The sequence below is a fragment of the Pararhodospirillum oryzae genome (assembly GCF_007992075.1).
Taxonomy (GTDB): domain Bacteria; phylum Pseudomonadota; class Alphaproteobacteria; order Rhodospirillales; family Rhodospirillaceae; genus Pararhodospirillum; species Pararhodospirillum oryzae.
In genome coordinates this window covers 39,315-56,330 of the sequence record NZ_BJZO01000014.1, presented here as the reverse complement: position 1 = coordinate 56,330, position 17,016 = coordinate 39,315, and the positions used below count along the sequence as shown (strand labels likewise).

The following is a 17,016-nucleotide window of genomic DNA, read 5'->3' as shown; positions in this document are numbered from 1 at the left end:
CGCCCGGCGCTTGAGGGCCTCGAAAAAACCCCAGGGCAATCGGTTCACCCGATTGCCCTGGGAGCGCGGGGGGACAAGAAACGTTAACGTAAAGGAACGAAGGGTGATCCAGGGAGGCTTGAAAGCGCCTGCGCCTCGGGGTTCTTGATTCAATCAACAAGAGCCCAGACTGGAAGCCGGCACTTATGGGTAATACTTTGGGGGTGTCCTCTGGACAAGAGGGCAGTCCGGTGTCATATGCTCGCAAAGTGGGGCGTTCCCACCAAACAAAATCATGGGATATAGAGATCATGCGCAAGGGTAAACAGGCCGAGGTCCGGCCGTATACGAGCGACAACCCCGATCCCCTTGACAAGGAAGTCGGGCGGCGGTTGCGGTTGCGGCGGAAGCTTCTCGGAATGAGCCAGCAGCAGCTGGCGGACGCGGTGGGAATCACGTTCCAGCAGGTTCAGAAGTACGAACGGGGCGTCAACCGTCTGAGTGCCAGTCGTCTTTGGGATTTCGCGTCGATTCTTGGCGTTCCCGTGTCGTTCTTCTTCGAGGATCTGGACAGCGCCGACGTTGACCGCACGATTCCCCGTGCCCGCAAGGACGCGCTGGAAGCGGGCGATGACCTGCCGGCGGCCCAGGACCCGCTGGTGCGCACCGAAACCCTGGAACTGTGCTATTCGTTCTGGGCGGCGTCGCCTCGGGTGCGCAAGAACTTCCTGGAATTCCTGAAGACCTGCGCCACCTTGGAAGCCCCGGGCACGGCGGCGGCGCGCGCGGCGGCCCAGGAAGAGACCACTCCCGTGGCGCTCGGCGACGCCGACGCCGAGTCGATCTATCCCACGTCGCACTGACACGCCTCGCAAGAGGTCTGTTCCCTGTCACGTTTCGCCAGCGGCGCCGGCCGCCGGCGGCTCGTGATCCCGCCCGCGGGCGAGATCACGTGATCGCACGGGGAGAGGGGCTCCTCCCCGTGGCCAGGTTGGGCCCATGCCAAGGCCTTGAACCCGTCCTTGCCCGCCCGTCGTGGCAAGACGCGAAGGGGCCGGCAGGGCCCGGATCCCCTCCTGTCTCGGGATTCTTAGTGAAACCCTGCCATCCGCTGTCCGGGCTCGGGGGGGGCCACTCCCCCCCAGTGCCGCTCCAGGGCCAGGCGCGCGCAGCCGATCAGGACCCCGACCTCGGAGCCTCCGACCCGGCTGGCCTCTCCCTCCAGATAGGCGAGAGCTTCCCACAGGCCCCGGATGCGGTCGGGCGTGTCGGAGTCGTCCTCGCTTCGGACGTCTTCGGGATTCGGCTCCGTCCTGGAGCCGAGGTCGGATTGATCGAGATTGGGAAGGAAATCGTCGTCGAAGGCATCCATCACGCGGCCCTCCGCAGGTCGGTTCGCGCCAGCATCGCCGTTTGAACGTGGGCCTTCGCCCGGGCGGCTGCCAGTCGTTCGGGCGAGATTTCCACCAGAAGGGCAACCACGCCGGTGCCGTCCATCTCGACCATGCCGCCCATGCGCCGGAACCGGAAACCACCCCGGCGCAAGATGGGCTCCATGCGCACATCGGACACCGACACGTAATTCGCCAGCCCTTCTTCCAGGCCGTATTCCTGCAGCGCGCACAGAAGCTGACCACACAGATTGCCGCAGCCTTCCACCCGTTCGGGACGGTGGTCCACGGCGAAGCGGGTCACGTCGACAATGCGCGTATCGCTGGGCACCGGGCCATCGACCAGGAAGGGGAACGCCTCGCCCAGCAGGCTGCGCCGCGCGGTGCTGAGCAGCCGGGCTCCGGCCACCGCCTGGCCCCGCTGGTTGGTGGAGATCAGATAGACCGCGTCCTGGTCGTCGAACTGGTCAACCTCGCGGCCCGGCGGGCACGCCAGCGGCCACTTCAGGCGGTTGATGAAAATCTCGTAGCGCAGCTCCGAGAAGGAATGCAAAAGCCACGCGTTGGCGATGGCGTTGGAGTGATCGACAATCGTGAACATCTGCCTTCTCCCTGAGCCTTGGTTGAGAGAAGGAAAGCAGAAGTTCGAAGGCTTGAAATCCTGGGTAGCTTCACATGGGATTATCCCCCGGGTAGTTTTCCCAGGGACTTTTCCCAGGGGGTGACGCAAGCGAAGCACCCAAAGGGGGCGCCCTGGCGGATCAAGGCCAAGACGCGCTTGAAATGATGAGGATTAAGGAAAACCAGGATTCACATTGCCACAAGGCCCAGGGTCAGGGCTTTCACGACGGCATGGGTCTTTGAATACGTTCCCAGCTTTTTCTTGGCATTATCCAGGTGGAATTCAACGCTTTTCGTGCTCAGTTCCAGGATTTCCGCGATCTCGGATGACGTCTTGCCGCGCGCCGTCCAGCGCAGGACTTCCTGCTCGCGGGGCGACAGCAGGGATTTCTGGCGCCGGGACGACAGGCGTTCGTTGATCAGGGGGCTGCGGGCGTGGCGATCGAAGTAGAACGCCATCACATGCACCAGGTGCTTGCAGTCCTCGATCAGGCGACGGCCGGCGTCGCCCGCCTCGTCCGGGATCACGGTCACGGTGGCCTGGTCCTGGTGCGGGCCAACAATGGGGATGGAATAGCCGTCCCGGATGCCAGCCTCGCGCGCGTCGCTGAACATGCGGGTCTGGTCCCGGTTCAAGGTGTCGGCGTTCACCACGTCATTCCAGTGAAACGGCAGCGGATTGACGGGGCCGGCCTTTAAAACAGGGTCGATCTCAAGAAACCCTTCCCTAAAGTAATGGTCGGCCCATGAATTGCCGTAGTTGTGGAGGACATAGGGCATGCGTCCCCCCGTGGCGTCCAGGCGCACGACATGGTAGCAGGCGTGGCGGAATCCCAGGCGAGCCATTGCCGAAGTGAGGACGGCGGTTAATTCGCCCGTCGTGGTCGCGCCATTGAGTGCTTCGTAAAAAGCCGCCAGATCGTCGGGTCGATCATGCATGGGTTTTGCCTCTACCATGACGGGTTCCGTACCCTTCCGGCCTTAGATAGACTATTTCATCATGCCTTTTGAGAGCCGTGTATGCTAGGGGCTGGTATTTTTCCCAGGGCTTTTTGTCAGGGCAGGGGTGTTATGGTATTGAGCCTTGATAGGTTCTTCTTCTGGCAGGTCTCACGGTCATGAGTCACACGCTGGAACCCGACGAGCGCCTGAGTTTGCGCATCGCCATCGATTTTCTTCGCAGACGCGCGGAAGATTTAGGTTTTTCCGAGGTCGCCGCCCTTTTGGAAAAGGCCCGGTTGTGTTTGGAGCACGGGCGGCGTTAGCCGGCGTGCGCGCTTTTTATTGCACAGGTATCTTGCCCGTATAAGAGGTGTCCTCCGGAAGAGTGCCACCGACTCCAGGCGTCGCGGGCGCAAGGACCACGGCGCGGACCCGCAAGGGAGGGAGTCCCGCCCTTTGGCCTTCGCCTTGGGCTTCAAGACTTCGTTGACGATCACGGGGGCGAACGGCTTGATGGCGTCTTGGGTTTCAAGAACGCCAGGGAGTTTTCCGCATGCCTGTCCTGACCAGTCTCCCCGCGCGAACAGGTGCGGGGGGTGAATGCCCATGGGCTTTCCTGTGTTTGGGGGGGCTGCGATGAGCCCTGAGTCTGCTTCCTCCGGGTCCGGGTCGCAGGATCTCACTGCTGTGATGCGGGAGGCCGGACCGGAAGCGGTGATCACCGCGTTTGCTCGCAAAAGCAAACAGGGCATGAAGGCGTTGGATGCCGCGGACTGGATGGCGGTCTCGGTGGCCCAGGCAACCTTGGGCGCCTGGGGGGAGGCGCTTCATCTCATCATGCAAGGCACTCTCGCCTATCCCGATGTGCCCGAGGTGCGCGATCTCTTCGAGCGGATCATCGTGGGCGCGGCACGCGAGGCAGGAAGATTGTACGATCGTCGGGAGGTTCCGCGATCGCTGGCGCAGGCCCTGTATCAGGCGATCCAGGTGAGCCACGCGCGCTTTCCCGAGGAATCGGGGCTGACCTATCTCGCGGGGGTGGCGGCCCACGTCTGCCTGAAGGACGAGGAGGCCGCCCTGGCGTGCGCGCGTCTGGCTCAGCGGTGCTTGCCGAAGGGCGACGCGTCGTTTTTGGTCCTGGTCATGATTTTGCTGGATCATGCCATTGTCGACCGGCCGCTGATCCGCGAGGCTGCCCGTTATGCCCTGGTTTTGTGGCGTCGTAATCCGCAGGATATCGGGGCGGTTTATTCGGTTTTGTTCGAGTTGTACACGCGCGGCCGTCTTGTCGAGGCGTCCCGTCTGGCGCGGCGCTTGTTGGCGCGGTTCGACCAAGCCACGGTCGCCGATGCGCCATCGTTGAAATTCTGGGATCTGTTCGAGGTGCGCGATTCCTTTTTTCGCGCCCAGGTCCTGACCCAGCCCCGCCCCCTGGCCGATGTTCGCCTGGAGAAGGCCACGCACGCGCCCGGCCCGGCGGTGCTGCTGGTCAGTTGCGACGGAGGCTATTGGCGCTTGTTCACCAAATGGGGGGCGCCTCACATCCTGGCCCGGGCCCCGGGGCTTGCCGTGCACGTCCACCTCGTCGATCCCGAGCCTGCCGATCTCGCCGATCTGGAAGCCTTGCGGGCGCGCGAGCCGCGCTTCGGCTTTAGCGTCAATCAACGGGCCACGGATCCCATTTGGCCGGCCGACGATCCGGCCGCCTACCGCAAGACCTACTATGCCTGCGCCCGCTTTCTTGCCTTGCCCCGGTTGATCGCGGCCTACGACAAACCCATCCTTCTCCTGGATGCCGATGGGATCTTGCGGGCGGATCCCGAGCCGATTGTTGCCGATTGGCAGGCGCGCGACGTAGGGTTCGCGGTGAGGCATGGCAAGGCGATCGGGCCGTTTCGTGAATTCACCTGTAGCACGCTGTACTTGAACGACAGGGCGTCGGCCCGCTTTTACGCCGAGGTGGTGGCCGGATATATCGCGGCGTTCATGGCAAACGGCAAGCCGTACTGGACCTTGGACCAGGTGGCGCTGTATTGCGCGTATCATTGGATGAAGGGGCAGGGGGTTGCGCCGCGCCTGGAATTGCTGGACGGTTGCGGGGTCGATGAATGGTTCCTTTCCCCCGACGGTTCGGCCGAGGAAAAATCGGCAAAAATCAAGGCCATGATCGCCGCCGAGGGTCTGGACGGGGTGGGGGGGCAACCCTGATGCCTTCCCGCGCCCGGCGCCGCCATGGAGTGGTCTCGTCTTCCGGCGAACAAGGAAAGATCTCGTGGCTTTTCGTCCCAGCGTCTTGTCGATCAGTCCCATTCTGGCGGTGCGCGACGTCGAGGTCAGCGTGGCGTTTTACGGGCGCTATCTGGGGTTCCAGCAGGTGTTCGTGATGGAGGATTTTTCGTATGGGGTGGTGGCGTTCGACGGGCAGTCGATCCACTTCACCCGCGCCGAGGACCGGGCGGCCGAGCGCGCCACCCGCGCCCGGCTGGCCCTGTACATCGCGGTGCGGGGCATCGACGCCTTGTGGCAACGCCTGCTGACCAACCCTCCTCCCACCCGGGTGCGGGCCTTGGAAACCACGCCGTGGGGCATGCGCGAGTTTCACGTGATGGATCCCGACGGCTGCCTGCTGCGCTTTGGCGAGGAACAGGGTTGAGGCGGGCCCTTCACGTGAAGGCGTAGGGGGTGGTGTGGCTGCGGCCCTCGTCGGCCTGCACCCGCCGGCCCAGGGGGGGAAAGGCCCGCTGCACGCAGCCGGTGCGTTCGCACACCTTGCATCCGCCCCCGATGGGGGTCGCCGCCTCGGGATCGTTCAGGTCCAGCCCGCGCGCGTAAACCAGGCGCGGCGCGTGGCGCAGATCGCAGCCCAGCCCCAGGGCGAAGACCTTTTCCGGCTGACCGAACCCGCCTCGCTGGTGAATCACGGTGCGCGCGACCCACAAGGTTCGCCGGCCGTCGGGCATGCGCGCGAGTTGGGTCAGCGTGCGCCCGGGGGTGGCGAAGGCATCGTGGACGATCCACAGGGGGCACGAGCCCCCCACCCGTGAAAAATGGAAATCGGTGGCCGACTGGCGTTTCGAGATGTTGCCGGCCCGGTCCACGCGCACGAACACGAAAGGCACGCCGCGCGCTTCGGGGCGTTGCAAGGTGGACAGGCGATGGCACACCGTCTCGAAACCCACGCCAAAGATCTCCCCCAGAACGTCGATGTCGTAGCGCCGGGCCTCGGCCGCCTCCAGGAAGGGGCCATAGGGCAGGATCGCGGCGCCCGCGAAGTAGTTGGCAAGGCCAATCCGGGCCAGGGCCCGGGCCTCGGGGCTGCCCAGGCCCGGGACCTCGGTCAGGCGGGCGATCAAGGCGCCGTGTTCCAGGAACGCAAGCTGGGTGGCCATCTGGAACAGGCGCTGGCCGGGCGTGAGGCGGCGTGAAAGGGCCAGAACCCCGGCGTCGGGATCGAAGCGGCGCTGCACGTCCGCCCCCAGCGTGATGTCGTCGCGCACGCGCACGCGAATCCGGTGGCGATCGGCCAGCAGGCGCTCCAGGCCTTCCTCGCGGGTGTCGAGCGCCAGGAGGCCGTCGGCGTACAGGCGCTCGCCCGCTTCATCCAGCTCGGGAATGTGGTTGTGGCGTTCATAGAAGTAGTCGCGCACCTCCTCGTGGGGCAGGGGGGGCGGGGCCGGGCCCAGGCCTTCCACCGGAGCCCCCAGGGTGTGGGCCAGGGCTTCCAGCCGTTCGGCGCCGGCCCGGGCCTGCTGATGCAAGGCGATCACGGCGCGGCCCACCTCGGGCATCGTGCGCACCAGTTCCTTGAGATCGCGCAGCGACACGCCCTCGCCCACGCCGGCCTCGCGCAGGGCGCCTTGCAAATCGGCAAGCAGGCGTCCTTCGTCTTCTTCCGAAAAGACCTGCACATCAACCCCCAGCACCGTGGACAGGCGCACCAGGACCGGCACGGTCAAGGGCCGCTGGTTGCGTTCCAGCTGGTTGAGGTAGCTGGGGGAGAGGTCCAGTTGCCGGGCCAGCGCGGCCTGGGTCAGGCCCCGGTCCTCGCGCAGGCGCCGGATCTGCGCGCCAACGAATGCCTTTGTCATGGGAGTGTCCTTCGCAGTCTTCGCATATTGCGCGGCAACTCTTTACAATTTGTTGCTTTACAATGGGTTAGTGTTGCTTTTGTCCTGCGTTGGCTTTGCCATATCTCTTTGCTAAAAGGCAAGGGGGGGAGGTCACCGGGGGGGCAAAAGCTCTTTGAAGGAGATTTTTTTCGAGAGGGTATTTTCTTGTGGAAGGACACGTCCGGTGTTGCGAGGATCGAGGCGAGAGGCCGAGGGGGCGTTCATCCCTGATCCTCTTGAGCGTGCCGGGGCCGACCGTTCGCATTCGGGAAGGCAGGCCGCGCCTTTCGCCTTCTCGGTCTGCCTTATTTTCGCCCTTATTTCCCTCTCCCCTTCTGGGGATCATGCCGAAAACGGTATATCATTATTCCCTGGCGATAACCGAGGAAGCCTGGGCGGAGCTGGACACGCTTTGGGAGGCGGACGAGGTCGCCGCCGCTGATCTGACCATTTTGCTGGAGGAAATCCATGACGACCTGGACTTGCTGGAAGCCATGGCCATTCATCGGCGGCAAGAAGGGCGTTACGAGGTTTCCCGCTTCTTGCATCTGTATGCAGAGGGTAAGGACGTCTGGCGGCTGAAAATTTTTTCGTTGGAGCGAGACCGGGAGCCGTTTCCGTATCGTATTATTTATGCCCTTGATGGCCGGGACCATGTCTACCACGTCCTGGGGTTCATGCGTCGGGACCAGAATTATGAGCAAGACCAAGACTTCACACAGCGGATACGAGAACGTTACCGTCGGCTCGGCCTTGAGGAATCCTAGTGTGATGTCCTCGGCCCGGGGGGTGGTGCTGTCTTTCGAGCGGCGCGAGCTTCTGGGAGAAGAGGCGGGAACGACCGGCTGCACACTTGTTCACATGGATGTGAAAACGTGGTGCGCCCCCCGGCTTGCGGCTTCCGGTTCCCGTCCGTTTGAAGACTATGTTCGGCAGGTTGAAAAGGATGGGCGCGCCAAGGTGTTGGCAGCGGCGCGGCAGCGGTTGGCGGCAAGCGTGGCCAAGGAGAAAGGCCCCGTTTCGTTGCGCGGTCTGCGGCTGGCCGCTGGCTTGTCGCAAACGGCCTTGGCGAAGTCGATCAACACCAGCCAGCCTCGCATTGCCCGGCTGGAGGCCGGACGGGAAGATCCAGGGTTGCAGGTGTTGCGTCGTCTGGCCCAGGCTCTGCGCGTGGATATGAACACCCTCAGTGAAGCCTTCCAATGACTGAAATCGACACCAAGGTCATCGCGGATGTCGTGTTTTGTGACGATATCCGAAACGAAAGTGACGGGAAGATTTCCCTGATCGGGGTCCACACCCAGGACATGGCTGTCCCGAAGCTGCCCTATTTTTTGCCTAAACTAGGGCTTGTTGTCAGTCTGTTTTTTAAGGACCTGGATGCTATTGATGAAATCACAGTGGAAATTTCTCATGGTGAGGACGTTTTCCCGTTTCCGATCGAACCGGAAGTTCTTGAAAAAGTGCGCGACAGTCTCAAATCCCGGTGCGATGAGGACGGGGAAACCTCCGATTATTCCGCGCGCTTTCGCTTTTCCGGTAATTTCCTTCTTAGTCCCTTCCGCTTGAACGCTCCAGAACCCATCCTTGTCGATATCATGTGTGCCCGAGACCGGGTGCACGCAGGAAGATTGCGGGTCACGCTGCAAGAAGAAGGCTGATCCTGATTCTCCGGGTCCCGTTCTTGAAACGGCTTACAGGGCATCCGCCGTTTCATCCGGGGCTTGATCGGGCGGTTTGGAATAAAGCGACGCGCGCCCGTCCTTGGCGGCGCGGGCCAGGGCCAGGAAGGTGTCCAGATAGGGCGCGCGCTTCGTTTCGGCGCGCAGGGCGGCGAACAGGACACGACGCACGCCGGTGGGCCCCAGCGGCCGGCATGCAAGGGCTCCCCGGGTCTGGTCGGCGCGCACCACCCAGTCAGGCAACACCGCCACGCCGCGTCCGCTCGCCACCAGCAGCAAAAGAACGGCGGTCAGATCGACCGCGCGCACCGCGCGGGGCTCGACGCCGGCCGGGCGCAGGAAGTGGGCGAACCCGTCCAGCCGGCTTCGGTCCACCGGGTAGGTCAGCAGGGTTTCCCCCGCCAGATCCTGGGGCGCGATGAACGAGGCCGCCGCCAGGGGATGCGTGGGCGCCATCACCAGCAGGGCCTCGTAGTCGAACAACGGTTCATAGGTCACGCCGGCGCGGGGCTCGGGATCCGAGGTCACCACCAGATCCACGTCGGCCCGCTGCAAGGCCTCCAGGGCATCGAAGCTGAAGCCGCCCCCGAAGCGCACGTCCACGTCCACGTCGGGCCAGCGCGCGCGATGGGCCTGCAACACCGGCAAAAGCCAGTCGAAACAGGCGTGGCACTCAATGGCCAGGAACAAGCGCCCGCTGCGCCCCGCCGCCAGCCGGGCCAGTTCCTCCTCCACCGCCTGGAACTCGGGCACGATGCGCCGCGCGAACGCCAGCAGCCGCCCCCCGGCCGGACTGAGGCGCAAGGGTTTGCTGCCCCGCTGAAACACGGCCAGCCCCAGGTCCTGTTCCAGGGCCTTGATCTGATGCGAGAGCGCCGAAGGGGTGACGTGCAACCGCTCGGCCGCCGCCGCCAGGCTGCCGCCTTCGTCCAACGCCAGGATCAAACGCAGCGTGCGCACCTCCAGCCGCATGAGCCTTCTCCTTACCTTGTCCGCTCCGGACTTGAAGATCTCTCACGATCCAAGTGAAAACAATGAGATTGTTTCATGAATTGGCTCTGCCTACCGTGCGCGAGTGGCGAAAAAGGTGAACAAGGAGTCGCGTCGTGACACTCACCCACACCCTGGGCTTTCCCCGGATCGGAGCCCACCGGGAACTGAAGCAGGCCGTCGAGGCCTATTGGAAGGGCGACATCGGGGCCGAGGCGCTGGCCTCGGCGGGGCGCGATCTGCGCGCCGTCCAGTGGGCCCGCGAGGCCGAGGCCGGCTTGCGCTGGGTCACGGTGGGAGACTTCGCGTGGTACGACAGCGTGCTGGACCTCAGCGTGCTGCTGGGCGCGGTGCCCGAGCGCTTTGGTCCGGTGGGCGATCGGGTCGATCTGGATACGATGTTTCGCATGGCGCGCGGGCGGGCGCCTTCGGGGATGCCGGCGGCCGCGTGCGAGATGACCAAGTGGTTCGATACCAACTACCACTACCTCGCTCCCGAACTGCACCAGGGCCAGGCCTTTCGGCTGGCGTCGGAGTCCTTGTTTGATCAGGTGCGCGAGGCCCAGGCGCTGGGCCACGACCCCAAGGTCGTGCTGGTGGGGCCGTTGACGTGGCTGTGGCTGGGACGGGTCAAGGGTGTGGCCTTCGATCGCCTGGAGCTGCTTTCCCGCCTGCTGCCCGTTTACCATGCGATTCTGGAGCGTCTGGCCGCCCTGGGGGTGGCGTGGGTGCAACTGGATGAACCGATCCTGGGGCTGGACCTGCCTGAGGCGTGGCGCCAGGCTTTCGTGCCCACCTACAACGCCCTGGCCGTGCCCGGGCTCAACCGTCTGGTGGCCACCTATTTCGGGCGCCTGGAAGAAAACCGCGAGATCGCGGCCGCCTTGCCGGTGGAAGGGCTGCACGTGGATGGCGTGCGCGGCGGCGACGATGTCGAGGCCCTGGCCCGCTGCCTGCCCGCGCCCCGGGTGCTGTCGGTGGGCGTGGTGGACGGGCGTAACGTCTGGCGCACGGATCTGGACGCGGCCCTGGCCCGCCTGCGATCGTTGCACGACGCGCTGGGCGACCGGCTTTGGCTGGCGCCGTCGTGTTCCTTGCTGCACGTGCCCGTGGATTTGGGCAGCGAAACCCGGCTGGATCCCGAGGTGCGCGGCTGGCTGGCCTTCGCGGTGCAGAAGCTGGAGGAACTCCGCGTGCTGGCCCGTGCCCTGGACGAGGGCCCCGAGGCGGTGGCCCCGGCCCTGGCCGAGGCGCGGGGCGCCGTGGCGGGGCGTCGGGCCTCCCCGCGTTTGCATCGGCCCGAGGTGCGCGCGCGCCTGCGGGCCGTCGATGACGCCATGACCCGGCGCCACGCCCCCTATCGCGAGCGCGCGGCGCGGCAGAAGGCCCGGCTGGGATTGCCCTTGTTTCCCACCACCACCATCGGCTCGTTTCCGCAAACCCAGGAAATCCGGATGGCGCGGCGCGACTTCAAGGCCGGACGGCTGGACGCGGCTTCGTATCGCCGGCGCATGGAAGAGGAAATCAACGCCGTCGTGCGTTTCCAGGAAGAAATCGGCCTGGATGTGCTGGTGCACGGCGAGGCCGAGCGCAACGACATGGTGGAGTATTTCGGCGAGCAGTTGGAAGGTTTTGCCTTCACTGATTATGGCTGGGTGCAGTCCTATGGCTCGCGCTGCGTCAAGCCGCCCTTGTTGTTCGGCGATGTGGCCCGCCCGGGGCCCATGACCGTGGCCTGGGCCACCCATGCCCAGGGGCTGACCCAAAAGCCGATGAAGGGCATGCTCACCGGGCCCATTACGATTCTCAACTGGTCGTTCGTGCGCGATGACCAGCCCCGGGCCGACACCTGCTTGCAACTGGCCCTGGCCCTGCGCGACGAGGTGCGGGATCTGGAAGCGGCCGGCTTGCCAATCCTTCAGATCGACGAGGCGGCGTTTCGCGAAGGCCTGCCCTTGCGCAAGGCCGAGCGTGCCGACTATCTGGCGTGGACGGTGCGGGCCTTTCGCGTGGCCTCCAGCGGGGTGCGCGACGACACCCAGATCCACACCCACATGTGTTATTCCACCTTCAACGACATCATCGACGCGGTGGCGGCCCTGGATGCCGACGTGGTGACCATTGAAACCGCCCGTTCCGACATGGCGTTGCTCGATGCCTTCCAGGAAAAGGCCTACCCCAACGAGATCGGGCCCGGGGTGTACGACATCCATTCCCCCAATGTCCCCGAGGTCGCGGCCATGGTGGCCCTGCTGCGCAAGGCGGCCGTGCACATTCCGGCCGAACGGCTGTGGGTCAATCCCGACTGCGGCTTGAAAACCCGGGGCTGGCCCGAGGTCAGGGCCTCGCTGGTCAACATGGTGGAAGCCGCCCGGGTGCTGCGCGCGGCGCCGCCCACCCCGGAGCGTTAACCCCGAGCCCCGGCAAGGGGAACCAGCGCGAGGGGGGGCGCCCGTGAGGTTTGCGCCCCCTTTTTGGGGAAGGTGTTCTTCGCAAGATTCGCCAACGGGGTTGTTCTTCGCTGGCCCGAAGGTGCCTTTTCACGTCTTCGCGCGAGCGGCGGGGGAGGGTAACGTTCTCTTGCGCCTTGAAGGGCCGAGCAAAAAGCAACAAAGCCCTGGCAGGAAGGGTGCGCGCGTGCTTGCGGACTGGCGGCGAGATCCAGTTTCGCAAGCCCCGCTTCCCCCCCGGACGGCTCCGGACCCTGGCCTGGGATGCCGGCCTCCGGGGGGGAAGATCCTTCAAGGCCGCCGGTGCGCTGATCCCCCCCCCCGATTCACCCCATCAGGGGCGGACCTTTTGTCCGGGGAAAGGGCATGGGGTACACTCCTTCCATGATCACCGGCTTTCGACACAAGGGGCTCTCCCTTCTTTACGAAAAAGGAGATCGGCGGCGGGTTCCCCCCGAGTATGCCGACAAGCTGGAGCGCATCCAGAGCGTGGCATGATCCGCCGCCCCAAGGGCGGCGTTTTCGCTCCGGGGCGCTTGTTTCCTTCCAGGACTTGACGGAACCGGGGAGGCGATCCCAGCGCTATCTCTTGCGCGTCCGCGCCCTTCGCAAGCCTCGCAAAACGGCGTGCCTGCGCTGGCAACGTGTTGCTTTTTCAGGCCTATTTCCACAAGCGGCTTTTGCGTACCTTTTTTGTCGTTCCCGCACGGGAGCCCCAGCGAAAGGGACGCGGATGGATCACGCGCAAGAAAGCCGCTTCGTGGAAATGGTGTTTCCCGAGCAGGCCAATCATTACGGAACCTTGTTCGGCGGAACGGCCCTCAACCTGATGGGGCGCGCGGCCTTCATGGCCGCCACCCGTCACGCGCGCCAGCCGGTGGTGATGGCCGCCTCCGAGCGGGTGGATTTTCGCGTGCCGGTCACGGTGGGCCAACTGGTCGAGCTGGTCGCCCGGGTGGAGAGGGTGGGGCGCAGTTCCATGAGCGTGGCCGTGGATCTGTTCGCCGAGACCCTGACCACGGGCGAGCGCGTGCTGGCCATCCACGGCGGCTTCACCATGGTCGCGGTCGATGCCGACGGCCGGCCGACCCCCCTTTCCTGATGCGTTTTCTGATGGGTTCGGGCCGGGGCGCGTCCCCGCCCGCTGCCAATGTCATGCCCCAAGGAGACCCCATGAAACAGCACACCGTCCGCCCGGTTCGTTCGGAAGAGGGCCTGGCGCGCGAGGATCAACTGGCCTGGAAAATCGCCCGGGTCGCGGCCGACCCCGTTCCCGTGGACGCCGACGTGGCCGAGATGATCATCAACCGGATGATCGACAACGCGGCGGTGGCCATGGCCTCGCTGGCCCGCCGGCCGGTGATCAATGCCCGCGCCCAGGCCCAGGCGCACCCCTTTTCGCCCGGAGCCACGGTGTTCGGCCTGCCGGCCACCACCCGGGTGGCGCCCGAGTGGGCGGCCTGGGCCAACGGCGTGGCGGTGCGCGAGCTGGATTACCACGACACCTTCCTGGCCGCCGACTACTCGCACCCCGGCGACAACATTCCGCCGGTGCTGGCGGTGGCCCAGCATTGCGGGCGCTCGGGCAAGGATCTGCTGCGCGGCCTCGCCACGGGCTATGAAATCCAGGTTGATCTGGTCAAGGCCATCTGCCTGCACAAGCACAAGATCGACCATATCGCGCACCTGGGCCCGTCGGCGGCGGCCGGGATCGGGACCGTGCTGGGGCTGTCCCCGGCGGTGATCTATCAGGCGATCGGGCAGGCCCTGCACGTCACCACCACCACCCGCCAGTCGCGCAAGGGCGAGATCTCCAGCTGGAAGGCTTATGCCCCCGCCTTCGCCGGCAAGATGGCGGTCGAGGCGGTGGATCGGGCGATGCGTGGCGAGGGAGCCCCCAACCCGATCTACGAAGGCGAGGACGGGGTGCTGGCGTGGATGCTTGATGGCCCGGGCGCCGTCTACCAGGTGCCGCTGCCCGAGCCGGGCGAAGCCAAGCGCGCCATTCTGGACACCTACACCAAGGAGCATTCGGCCGAGTACCAGAGCCAGGCCCTGATCGACCTTGCGCGCCGTCTGGGCCCGCGCATCGGGGATTTCGACCGGGTGGAGTCGATTGTCATCCACACCAGCCACCACACCCACCATGTGATCGGCACCGGGGCCAACGACCCGCAAAAGCTCGATCCCCACGCCAGCCGCGAAACCCTTGATCACTCGATCATGTATATTTTCGCGGTGGCGTTGCAAGATGGCGGCTGGCATCACGAACGCTCCTACGCCCCCGAGCGCGCCCAACGTCCCGATACCGTGCGCCTGTGGCACCGCATCAGCACGGTGGAGGATCCCGAATGGACCCGGCGCTACCACGCCACCGATCCGGCCGAAAAGGCCTTCGGCGGGCGCGTGGTGGTCACGCTGACCGACGGCTCGACCCTCGAAGATGAAATCGCCATGGCCGATGCCCATCCCCTGGGGGCGCGTTCGTTCGGGCGCGAGCAGTACATCGCCAAATTCCGCGCCCTGAGCGAGGGCGTGGTCAGCCCGGTCGAGCAGGAGCGTTTCCTGGACACCGTGCAGCGGGTGGCGAGCCTGGGCGCGGGCGATCTGGGCCGCCTGAACCTGGAAGTCGATCCGGCCCGGTTGGGCCTGTTGCCGGCGCGGGGGCTGTTCTGATGCTGCATGCCTTGGCCACGCCCCAGGAAAAACGCCGCCGCTTTCGGGCCGGACTGGAATCGGGACGCCTGCAACGCCTGCCCGGGGCCTTTTCCCCGCTGGTGGCGATGCAGATCGAAACCCTGGATTTCGAGGGGGTTTATATCTCGGGAGCCGTGCTCTCGGCCGATCTGGGCCTGCCCGATATCGGCCTCACGACCCTGACCGAGGTGGCCCAGCGCGGCCACCAGATTGCCCGCGTCACCAACCTGCCCGCGCTCATCGATGCCGATACCGGCTTCGGCGAGCCCATGAACGCGGCGCGGACCATTCAGGTCCTGGAAGAGGTGGGGCTGGCCGGGTGCCACCTGGAAGACCAGGTCAACCCCAAGCGCTGCGGGCACCTGGACAACAAGGCGGTGGTTCCCACGGCCGAGATGGTGCGCCGGATCAAGGCGGCGGTGCTGGCCCGGCGCGATCCCGATTTCGTGATCTGCGCGCGCACCGATGCCCGCGCCGGCGAGGGGCTGGAAAGCGCCATCGCCCGCGCCCAGGCCTACGCCGACGCCGGCGCGGATCTGATTTTCGCCGAGGCCCTGGCCGACGAACGCGAGTTCGAGGCCTTCCGCCGGGCGGTCAGCGTGCCGCTGCTCGCCAACATGACCGAGTTTGGCAAATCGAAGCTGCTGTCGGCGGCCACGTTGCAGGACCTGGGCATCAACGTGGTGATTTATCCCGTCACCACCTTGCGCCTGGCGATGGGCGCGGTGGCCGGGGGACTGGCGACGATCCAAGACGAGGGCACCCAGGAAAGTCTTCTGGAGCGCATGCAGCACCGCCGCGATCTCTACGCCCTGCTGGGCTACGAGGACTATGGGGTGTTCGATAAAAACGTCTTCAATTTCAAGTTATAACAAAACCGGAGGACACGATCATGGCGACGGGGGCACCCGATATCCGCAAGGGGCTGGCCGGGGTGGTGGTGGACAGCACCGCGATTTCAAAGGTGATGGAAGAAACCAATTCCCTGACCTACCGGGGCTATCCGGTTCAGGAACTGGCCACGACCTGCTCGTTCGAGGAAGTGGCCTATCTCATCTGGCACGGCGAGCTGCCCAACGCCGAGCAATTGCGCCGCTTCATGGAAAGCGAGCGCGCCCGGCGCGGCCTGACCCGCAGCCAGATCGCGGTGCTGGGGCGCCTGCCCGACACCTGTCACCCCATGGATACCTTGCGCACGGCGGTGAGCCTGCTGGGCACCGAGGACCCCGAGGCCGAAAACCCCGATCCCGCCCTCGCCCTGGGCAAGGCCCTGGACCTGATGGCCAAGTTGCCCACCGTGGTGGCCCTGGATTCCCGGCGCCGGCGCGGGCTTGATCCCATCGCGCCCAACCCGCGCCTGGGGTTCGCCGAGAATTTCTTCCACATGTGTTTTGGCGAGGTCCCCGAGCCCGAGGTGCTGCGCTGTTTCGAGATCTCGCTGATCTTGTACGCCGAGCACAGCTTCAACGCCTCCACCTTCACCGCGCGGGTGGTGACCTCCACGCTGTCCGACATGTACAGCGCGGTCACCGCCGCCATCGGGGCCTTGAAGGGCTCGCTGCACGGGGGCGCCAACGAAGCGGTCATGCACATGATGCTGGAAATCGGCGACCCCGGCCGCGCCGCGACGTGGTTGAAGGATGCCTTGCGGGACAAGCGCAAGGTCATGGGCTTCGGGCACCGGGTCTACAAGCACGGCGATTCCCGGGTCCCGACCATGAAGCAGGCCTTCCTGGCCATGGCCGCGTCGCGCCATGGGCAGAAGTGGGTGGAAATCTACGATGCCCTGGAACGCACGATGCTGGAGGAAAAGGGCATCCACCCCAACCTGGATTTCCCCACCGGTCCGGCCTACTACCTGATGGGCTTCGATATTCCGCTGTTCACCCCGATTTTCGTGATGAGCCGCATCACCGGCTGGACCGCCCACATCATCGAACAGGCCCAGGCCAACGCCCTCATTCGCCCCTTGAGCGCCTACATCGGCGCCGAGCAACGCCCGGTGCCGTCGGCCGCCTTGCGTCTGACCGCCGAGGGGGCCGGACGCCTGGCGGGTCCCTCCCGGGCCCCTGGTCCCGACGCATGAAAACGGGGTTGTTCGAACCAGGAGGGAGGAGACGCGCCCCCGGGATGGGGCCTGGCCGGTCCTGAAGGG

Annotated in this window: 17 protein-coding genes; 12 read left to right on the top strand and 5 right to left on the bottom strand. The window is 65.4% G+C overall.

Annotation, left to right across the window (positions count from 1 at the left end; translation table 11 throughout):
• Positions 1 to 290 precede the first annotated feature (290 nt).
• Complete coding sequence (locus ROR02_RS04230; protein WP_246135390.1) at positions 291 to 842, top strand: helix-turn-helix domain-containing protein; 552 nt, start codon at positions 291 to 293, stop codon at positions 840 to 842.
• 227 nt (positions 843 to 1,069) lie between these two features.
• Here ROR02_RS04230 and ROR02_RS17085 read toward each other — a convergent pair whose 3' ends face one another.
• From ROR02_RS17085 to ROR02_RS04215, 3 genes are all read right to left on the bottom strand, one after another.
• Positions 1,070 to 1,351, bottom strand: coding sequence for a hypothetical protein (locus ROR02_RS17085; protein WP_246135393.1), 282 nt, complete (start codon positions 1,349 to 1,351; stop codon positions 1,070 to 1,072).
• Complete coding sequence (locus ROR02_RS04220) at positions 1,351 to 1,971, bottom strand: acyl-homoserine-lactone synthase (protein ID WP_147162762.1); 621 nt, start codon at positions 1,969 to 1,971, stop codon at positions 1,351 to 1,353. The genes ROR02_RS17085 and ROR02_RS04220 overlap by 1 nt, the downstream gene beginning before the upstream one ends.
• A gap of 209 nt (positions 1,972 to 2,180) precedes the next feature.
• The gene (locus ROR02_RS04215; RefSeq protein ID WP_170244957.1) at positions 2,181 to 2,930 is read right to left on the bottom strand and encodes a helix-turn-helix transcriptional regulator; all 750 of its coding nucleotides are present in this window, start codon (positions 2,928 to 2,930) and stop codon (positions 2,181 to 2,183) included.
• A gap of 690 nt (positions 2,931 to 3,620) precedes the next feature.
• On the opposite strand from ROR02_RS04215, the gene ROR02_RS04210 reads away from it, so the two are divergent.
• On the top strand, positions 3,621 to 5,141 hold the full coding sequence (locus ROR02_RS04210; protein ID WP_147162760.1) for a hypothetical protein: 1,521 nt from the start codon (positions 3,621 to 3,623) through the stop codon (positions 5,139 to 5,141).
• A gap of 64 nt (positions 5,142 to 5,205) precedes the next feature.
• The gene (locus ROR02_RS04205; protein WP_147162759.1) at positions 5,206 to 5,586 is read left to right on the top strand and encodes a bleomycin resistance protein; all 381 of its coding nucleotides are present in this window, start codon (positions 5,206 to 5,208) and stop codon (positions 5,584 to 5,586) included.
• A gap of 10 nt (positions 5,587 to 5,596) precedes the next feature.
• Here ROR02_RS04205 and ROR02_RS04200 read toward each other — a convergent pair whose 3' ends face one another.
• Entirely contained in the window at positions 5,597 to 7,021 is a 1,425-nt protein-coding gene (locus ROR02_RS04200) for a short-chain fatty acyl-CoA regulator family protein (RefSeq protein WP_147162758.1), read from the bottom strand.
• Positions 7,022 to 7,386: 365 nt separating this feature from the next.
• Here ROR02_RS04200 and ROR02_RS04195 point away from each other — a divergent pair, with 365 nt between their 5' ends.
• From ROR02_RS04195 to ROR02_RS04185, 3 genes are read left to right on the top strand one after another with little or no spacing between them, the layout of a single operon-like run.
• Positions 7,387 to 7,809 carry a type II toxin-antitoxin system RelE/ParE family toxin gene (locus ROR02_RS04195; RefSeq protein WP_147162757.1) on the top strand — a complete coding sequence of 141 codons (423 nt, stop codon included), beginning with the start codon at positions 7,387 to 7,389 and terminating at the stop codon, positions 7,807 to 7,809.
• Positions 7,739 to 8,248: a helix-turn-helix domain-containing protein gene (locus tag ROR02_RS04190; RefSeq protein ID WP_218032762.1), complete on the top strand. Its 510-nt coding sequence runs from the start codon at positions 7,739 to 7,741 to the stop codon at positions 8,246 to 8,248. Before ROR02_RS04195 ends, ROR02_RS04190 begins: the two co-directional genes overlap by 71 nt.
• The gene (locus ROR02_RS04185) at positions 8,245 to 8,703 is read left to right on the top strand and encodes a DUF6941 family protein (protein WP_147162756.1); all 459 of its coding nucleotides are present in this window, start codon (positions 8,245 to 8,247) and stop codon (positions 8,701 to 8,703) included. The genes ROR02_RS04190 and ROR02_RS04185 overlap by 4 nt, the downstream gene beginning before the upstream one ends.
• Before the next feature lie 33 nt (positions 8,704 to 8,736).
• Here ROR02_RS04185 and ROR02_RS04180 read toward each other — a convergent pair whose 3' ends face one another.
• Entirely contained in the window at positions 8,737 to 9,696 is a 960-nt protein-coding gene (locus ROR02_RS04180) for a LysR family transcriptional regulator (RefSeq protein WP_147162755.1), read from the bottom strand.
• A gap of 134 nt (positions 9,697 to 9,830) precedes the next feature.
• On the opposite strand from ROR02_RS04180, the gene metE reads away from it, so the two are divergent.
• The 6 genes from metE to ROR02_RS04155 all read left to right on the top strand — a co-directional run bounded on the left by metE (position 9,831) and on the right by ROR02_RS04155 (position 16,947).
• Positions 9,831 to 12,125 (top strand): 5-methyltetrahydropteroyltriglutamate--homocysteine S-methyltransferase, encoded by a 2,295-nt coding sequence (gene metE / locus ROR02_RS04175; protein ID WP_147162754.1) that lies wholly within the window; start codon positions 9,831 to 9,833, stop codon positions 12,123 to 12,125.
• A gap of 405 nt (positions 12,126 to 12,530) precedes the next feature.
• Complete coding sequence (locus ROR02_RS17375) at positions 12,531 to 12,662, top strand: hypothetical protein (protein WP_281290998.1); 132 nt, start codon at positions 12,531 to 12,533, stop codon at positions 12,660 to 12,662.
• A gap of 235 nt (positions 12,663 to 12,897) precedes the next feature.
• On the top strand, positions 12,898 to 13,266 hold the full coding sequence (locus tag ROR02_RS04170) for an acyl-CoA thioesterase (protein ID WP_147162753.1): 369 nt from the start codon (positions 12,898 to 12,900) through the stop codon (positions 13,264 to 13,266).
• 71 nt (positions 13,267 to 13,337) lie between these two features.
• Positions 13,338 to 14,840 (top strand): MmgE/PrpD family protein, encoded by a 1,503-nt coding sequence (locus ROR02_RS04165; protein ID WP_147162752.1) that lies wholly within the window; start codon positions 13,338 to 13,340, stop codon positions 14,838 to 14,840.
• A complete protein-coding gene (prpB, locus tag ROR02_RS04160) occupies positions 14,840 to 15,733 on the top strand; it encodes a methylisocitrate lyase (protein ID WP_147162751.1) in 894 nt (297 codons plus the stop codon). The genes ROR02_RS04165 and prpB overlap by 1 nt, the downstream gene beginning before the upstream one ends.
• A 20-nt stretch (positions 15,734 to 15,753) precedes the next feature.
• On the top strand, positions 15,754 to 16,947 hold the full coding sequence (locus ROR02_RS04155; RefSeq protein ID WP_147162750.1) for a bifunctional 2-methylcitrate synthase/citrate synthase: 1,194 nt from the start codon (positions 15,754 to 15,756) through the stop codon (positions 16,945 to 16,947).
• Positions 16,948 to 17,016 lie beyond the last annotated feature (69 nt).

Excerpts from the sequence above, each read along its gene's own strand:
- prpB (WP_147162751.1), top strand. The coding sequence starts at position 14,840 with ATGCTGCATGCCTTGGCCACGCCCCAGGAAAAACGCCGCCGCTTTCGG.
- ROR02_RS04230 (WP_246135390.1), top strand. The coding sequence starts at position 291 with ATGCGCAAGGGTAAACAGGCCGAGGTCCGGCCGTATACGAGCGACAAC.
- ROR02_RS04180 (WP_147162755.1), bottom strand. The coding sequence starts at position 9,696 with ATGCGGCTGGAGGTGCGCACGCTGCGTTTGATCCTGGCGTTGGACGAA.
- ROR02_RS04170 (WP_147162753.1), top strand. The coding sequence starts at position 12,898 with ATGGATCACGCGCAAGAAAGCCGCTTCGTGGAAATGGTGTTTCCCGAG.
- ROR02_RS04195 (WP_147162757.1), top strand. The coding sequence starts at position 7,387 with ATGCCGAAAACGGTATATCATTATTCCCTGGCGATAACCGAGGAAGCC.
- ROR02_RS04200 (WP_147162758.1), bottom strand. The coding sequence starts at position 7,021 with ATGACAAAGGCATTCGTTGGCGCGCAGATCCGGCGCCTGCGCGAGGAC.
- ROR02_RS17375 (WP_281290998.1), top strand. The coding sequence starts at position 12,531 with ATGGGGTACACTCCTTCCATGATCACCGGCTTTCGACACAAGGGGCTC.
- ROR02_RS17085 (WP_246135393.1), bottom strand. The coding sequence starts at position 1,351 with ATGGATGCCTTCGACGACGATTTCCTTCCCAATCTCGATCAATCCGAC.
- ROR02_RS04155 (WP_147162750.1), top strand. The coding sequence starts at position 15,754 with ATGGCGACGGGGGCACCCGATATCCGCAAGGGGCTGGCCGGGGTGGTG.
- ROR02_RS04165 (WP_147162752.1), top strand. The coding sequence starts at position 13,338 with ATGAAACAGCACACCGTCCGCCCGGTTCGTTCGGAAGAGGGCCTGGCG.
- ROR02_RS04220 (WP_147162762.1), bottom strand. The coding sequence starts at position 1,971 with ATGTTCACGATTGTCGATCACTCCAACGCCATCGCCAACGCGTGGCTT.
- ROR02_RS04185 (WP_147162756.1), top strand. The coding sequence starts at position 8,245 with ATGACTGAAATCGACACCAAGGTCATCGCGGATGTCGTGTTTTGTGAC.
- ROR02_RS04190 (WP_218032762.1), top strand. The coding sequence starts at position 7,739 with ATGAGCAAGACCAAGACTTCACACAGCGGATACGAGAACGTTACCGTC.
- ROR02_RS04215 (WP_170244957.1), bottom strand. The coding sequence starts at position 2,930 with ATGCATGATCGACCCGACGATCTGGCGGCTTTTTACGAAGCACTCAAT.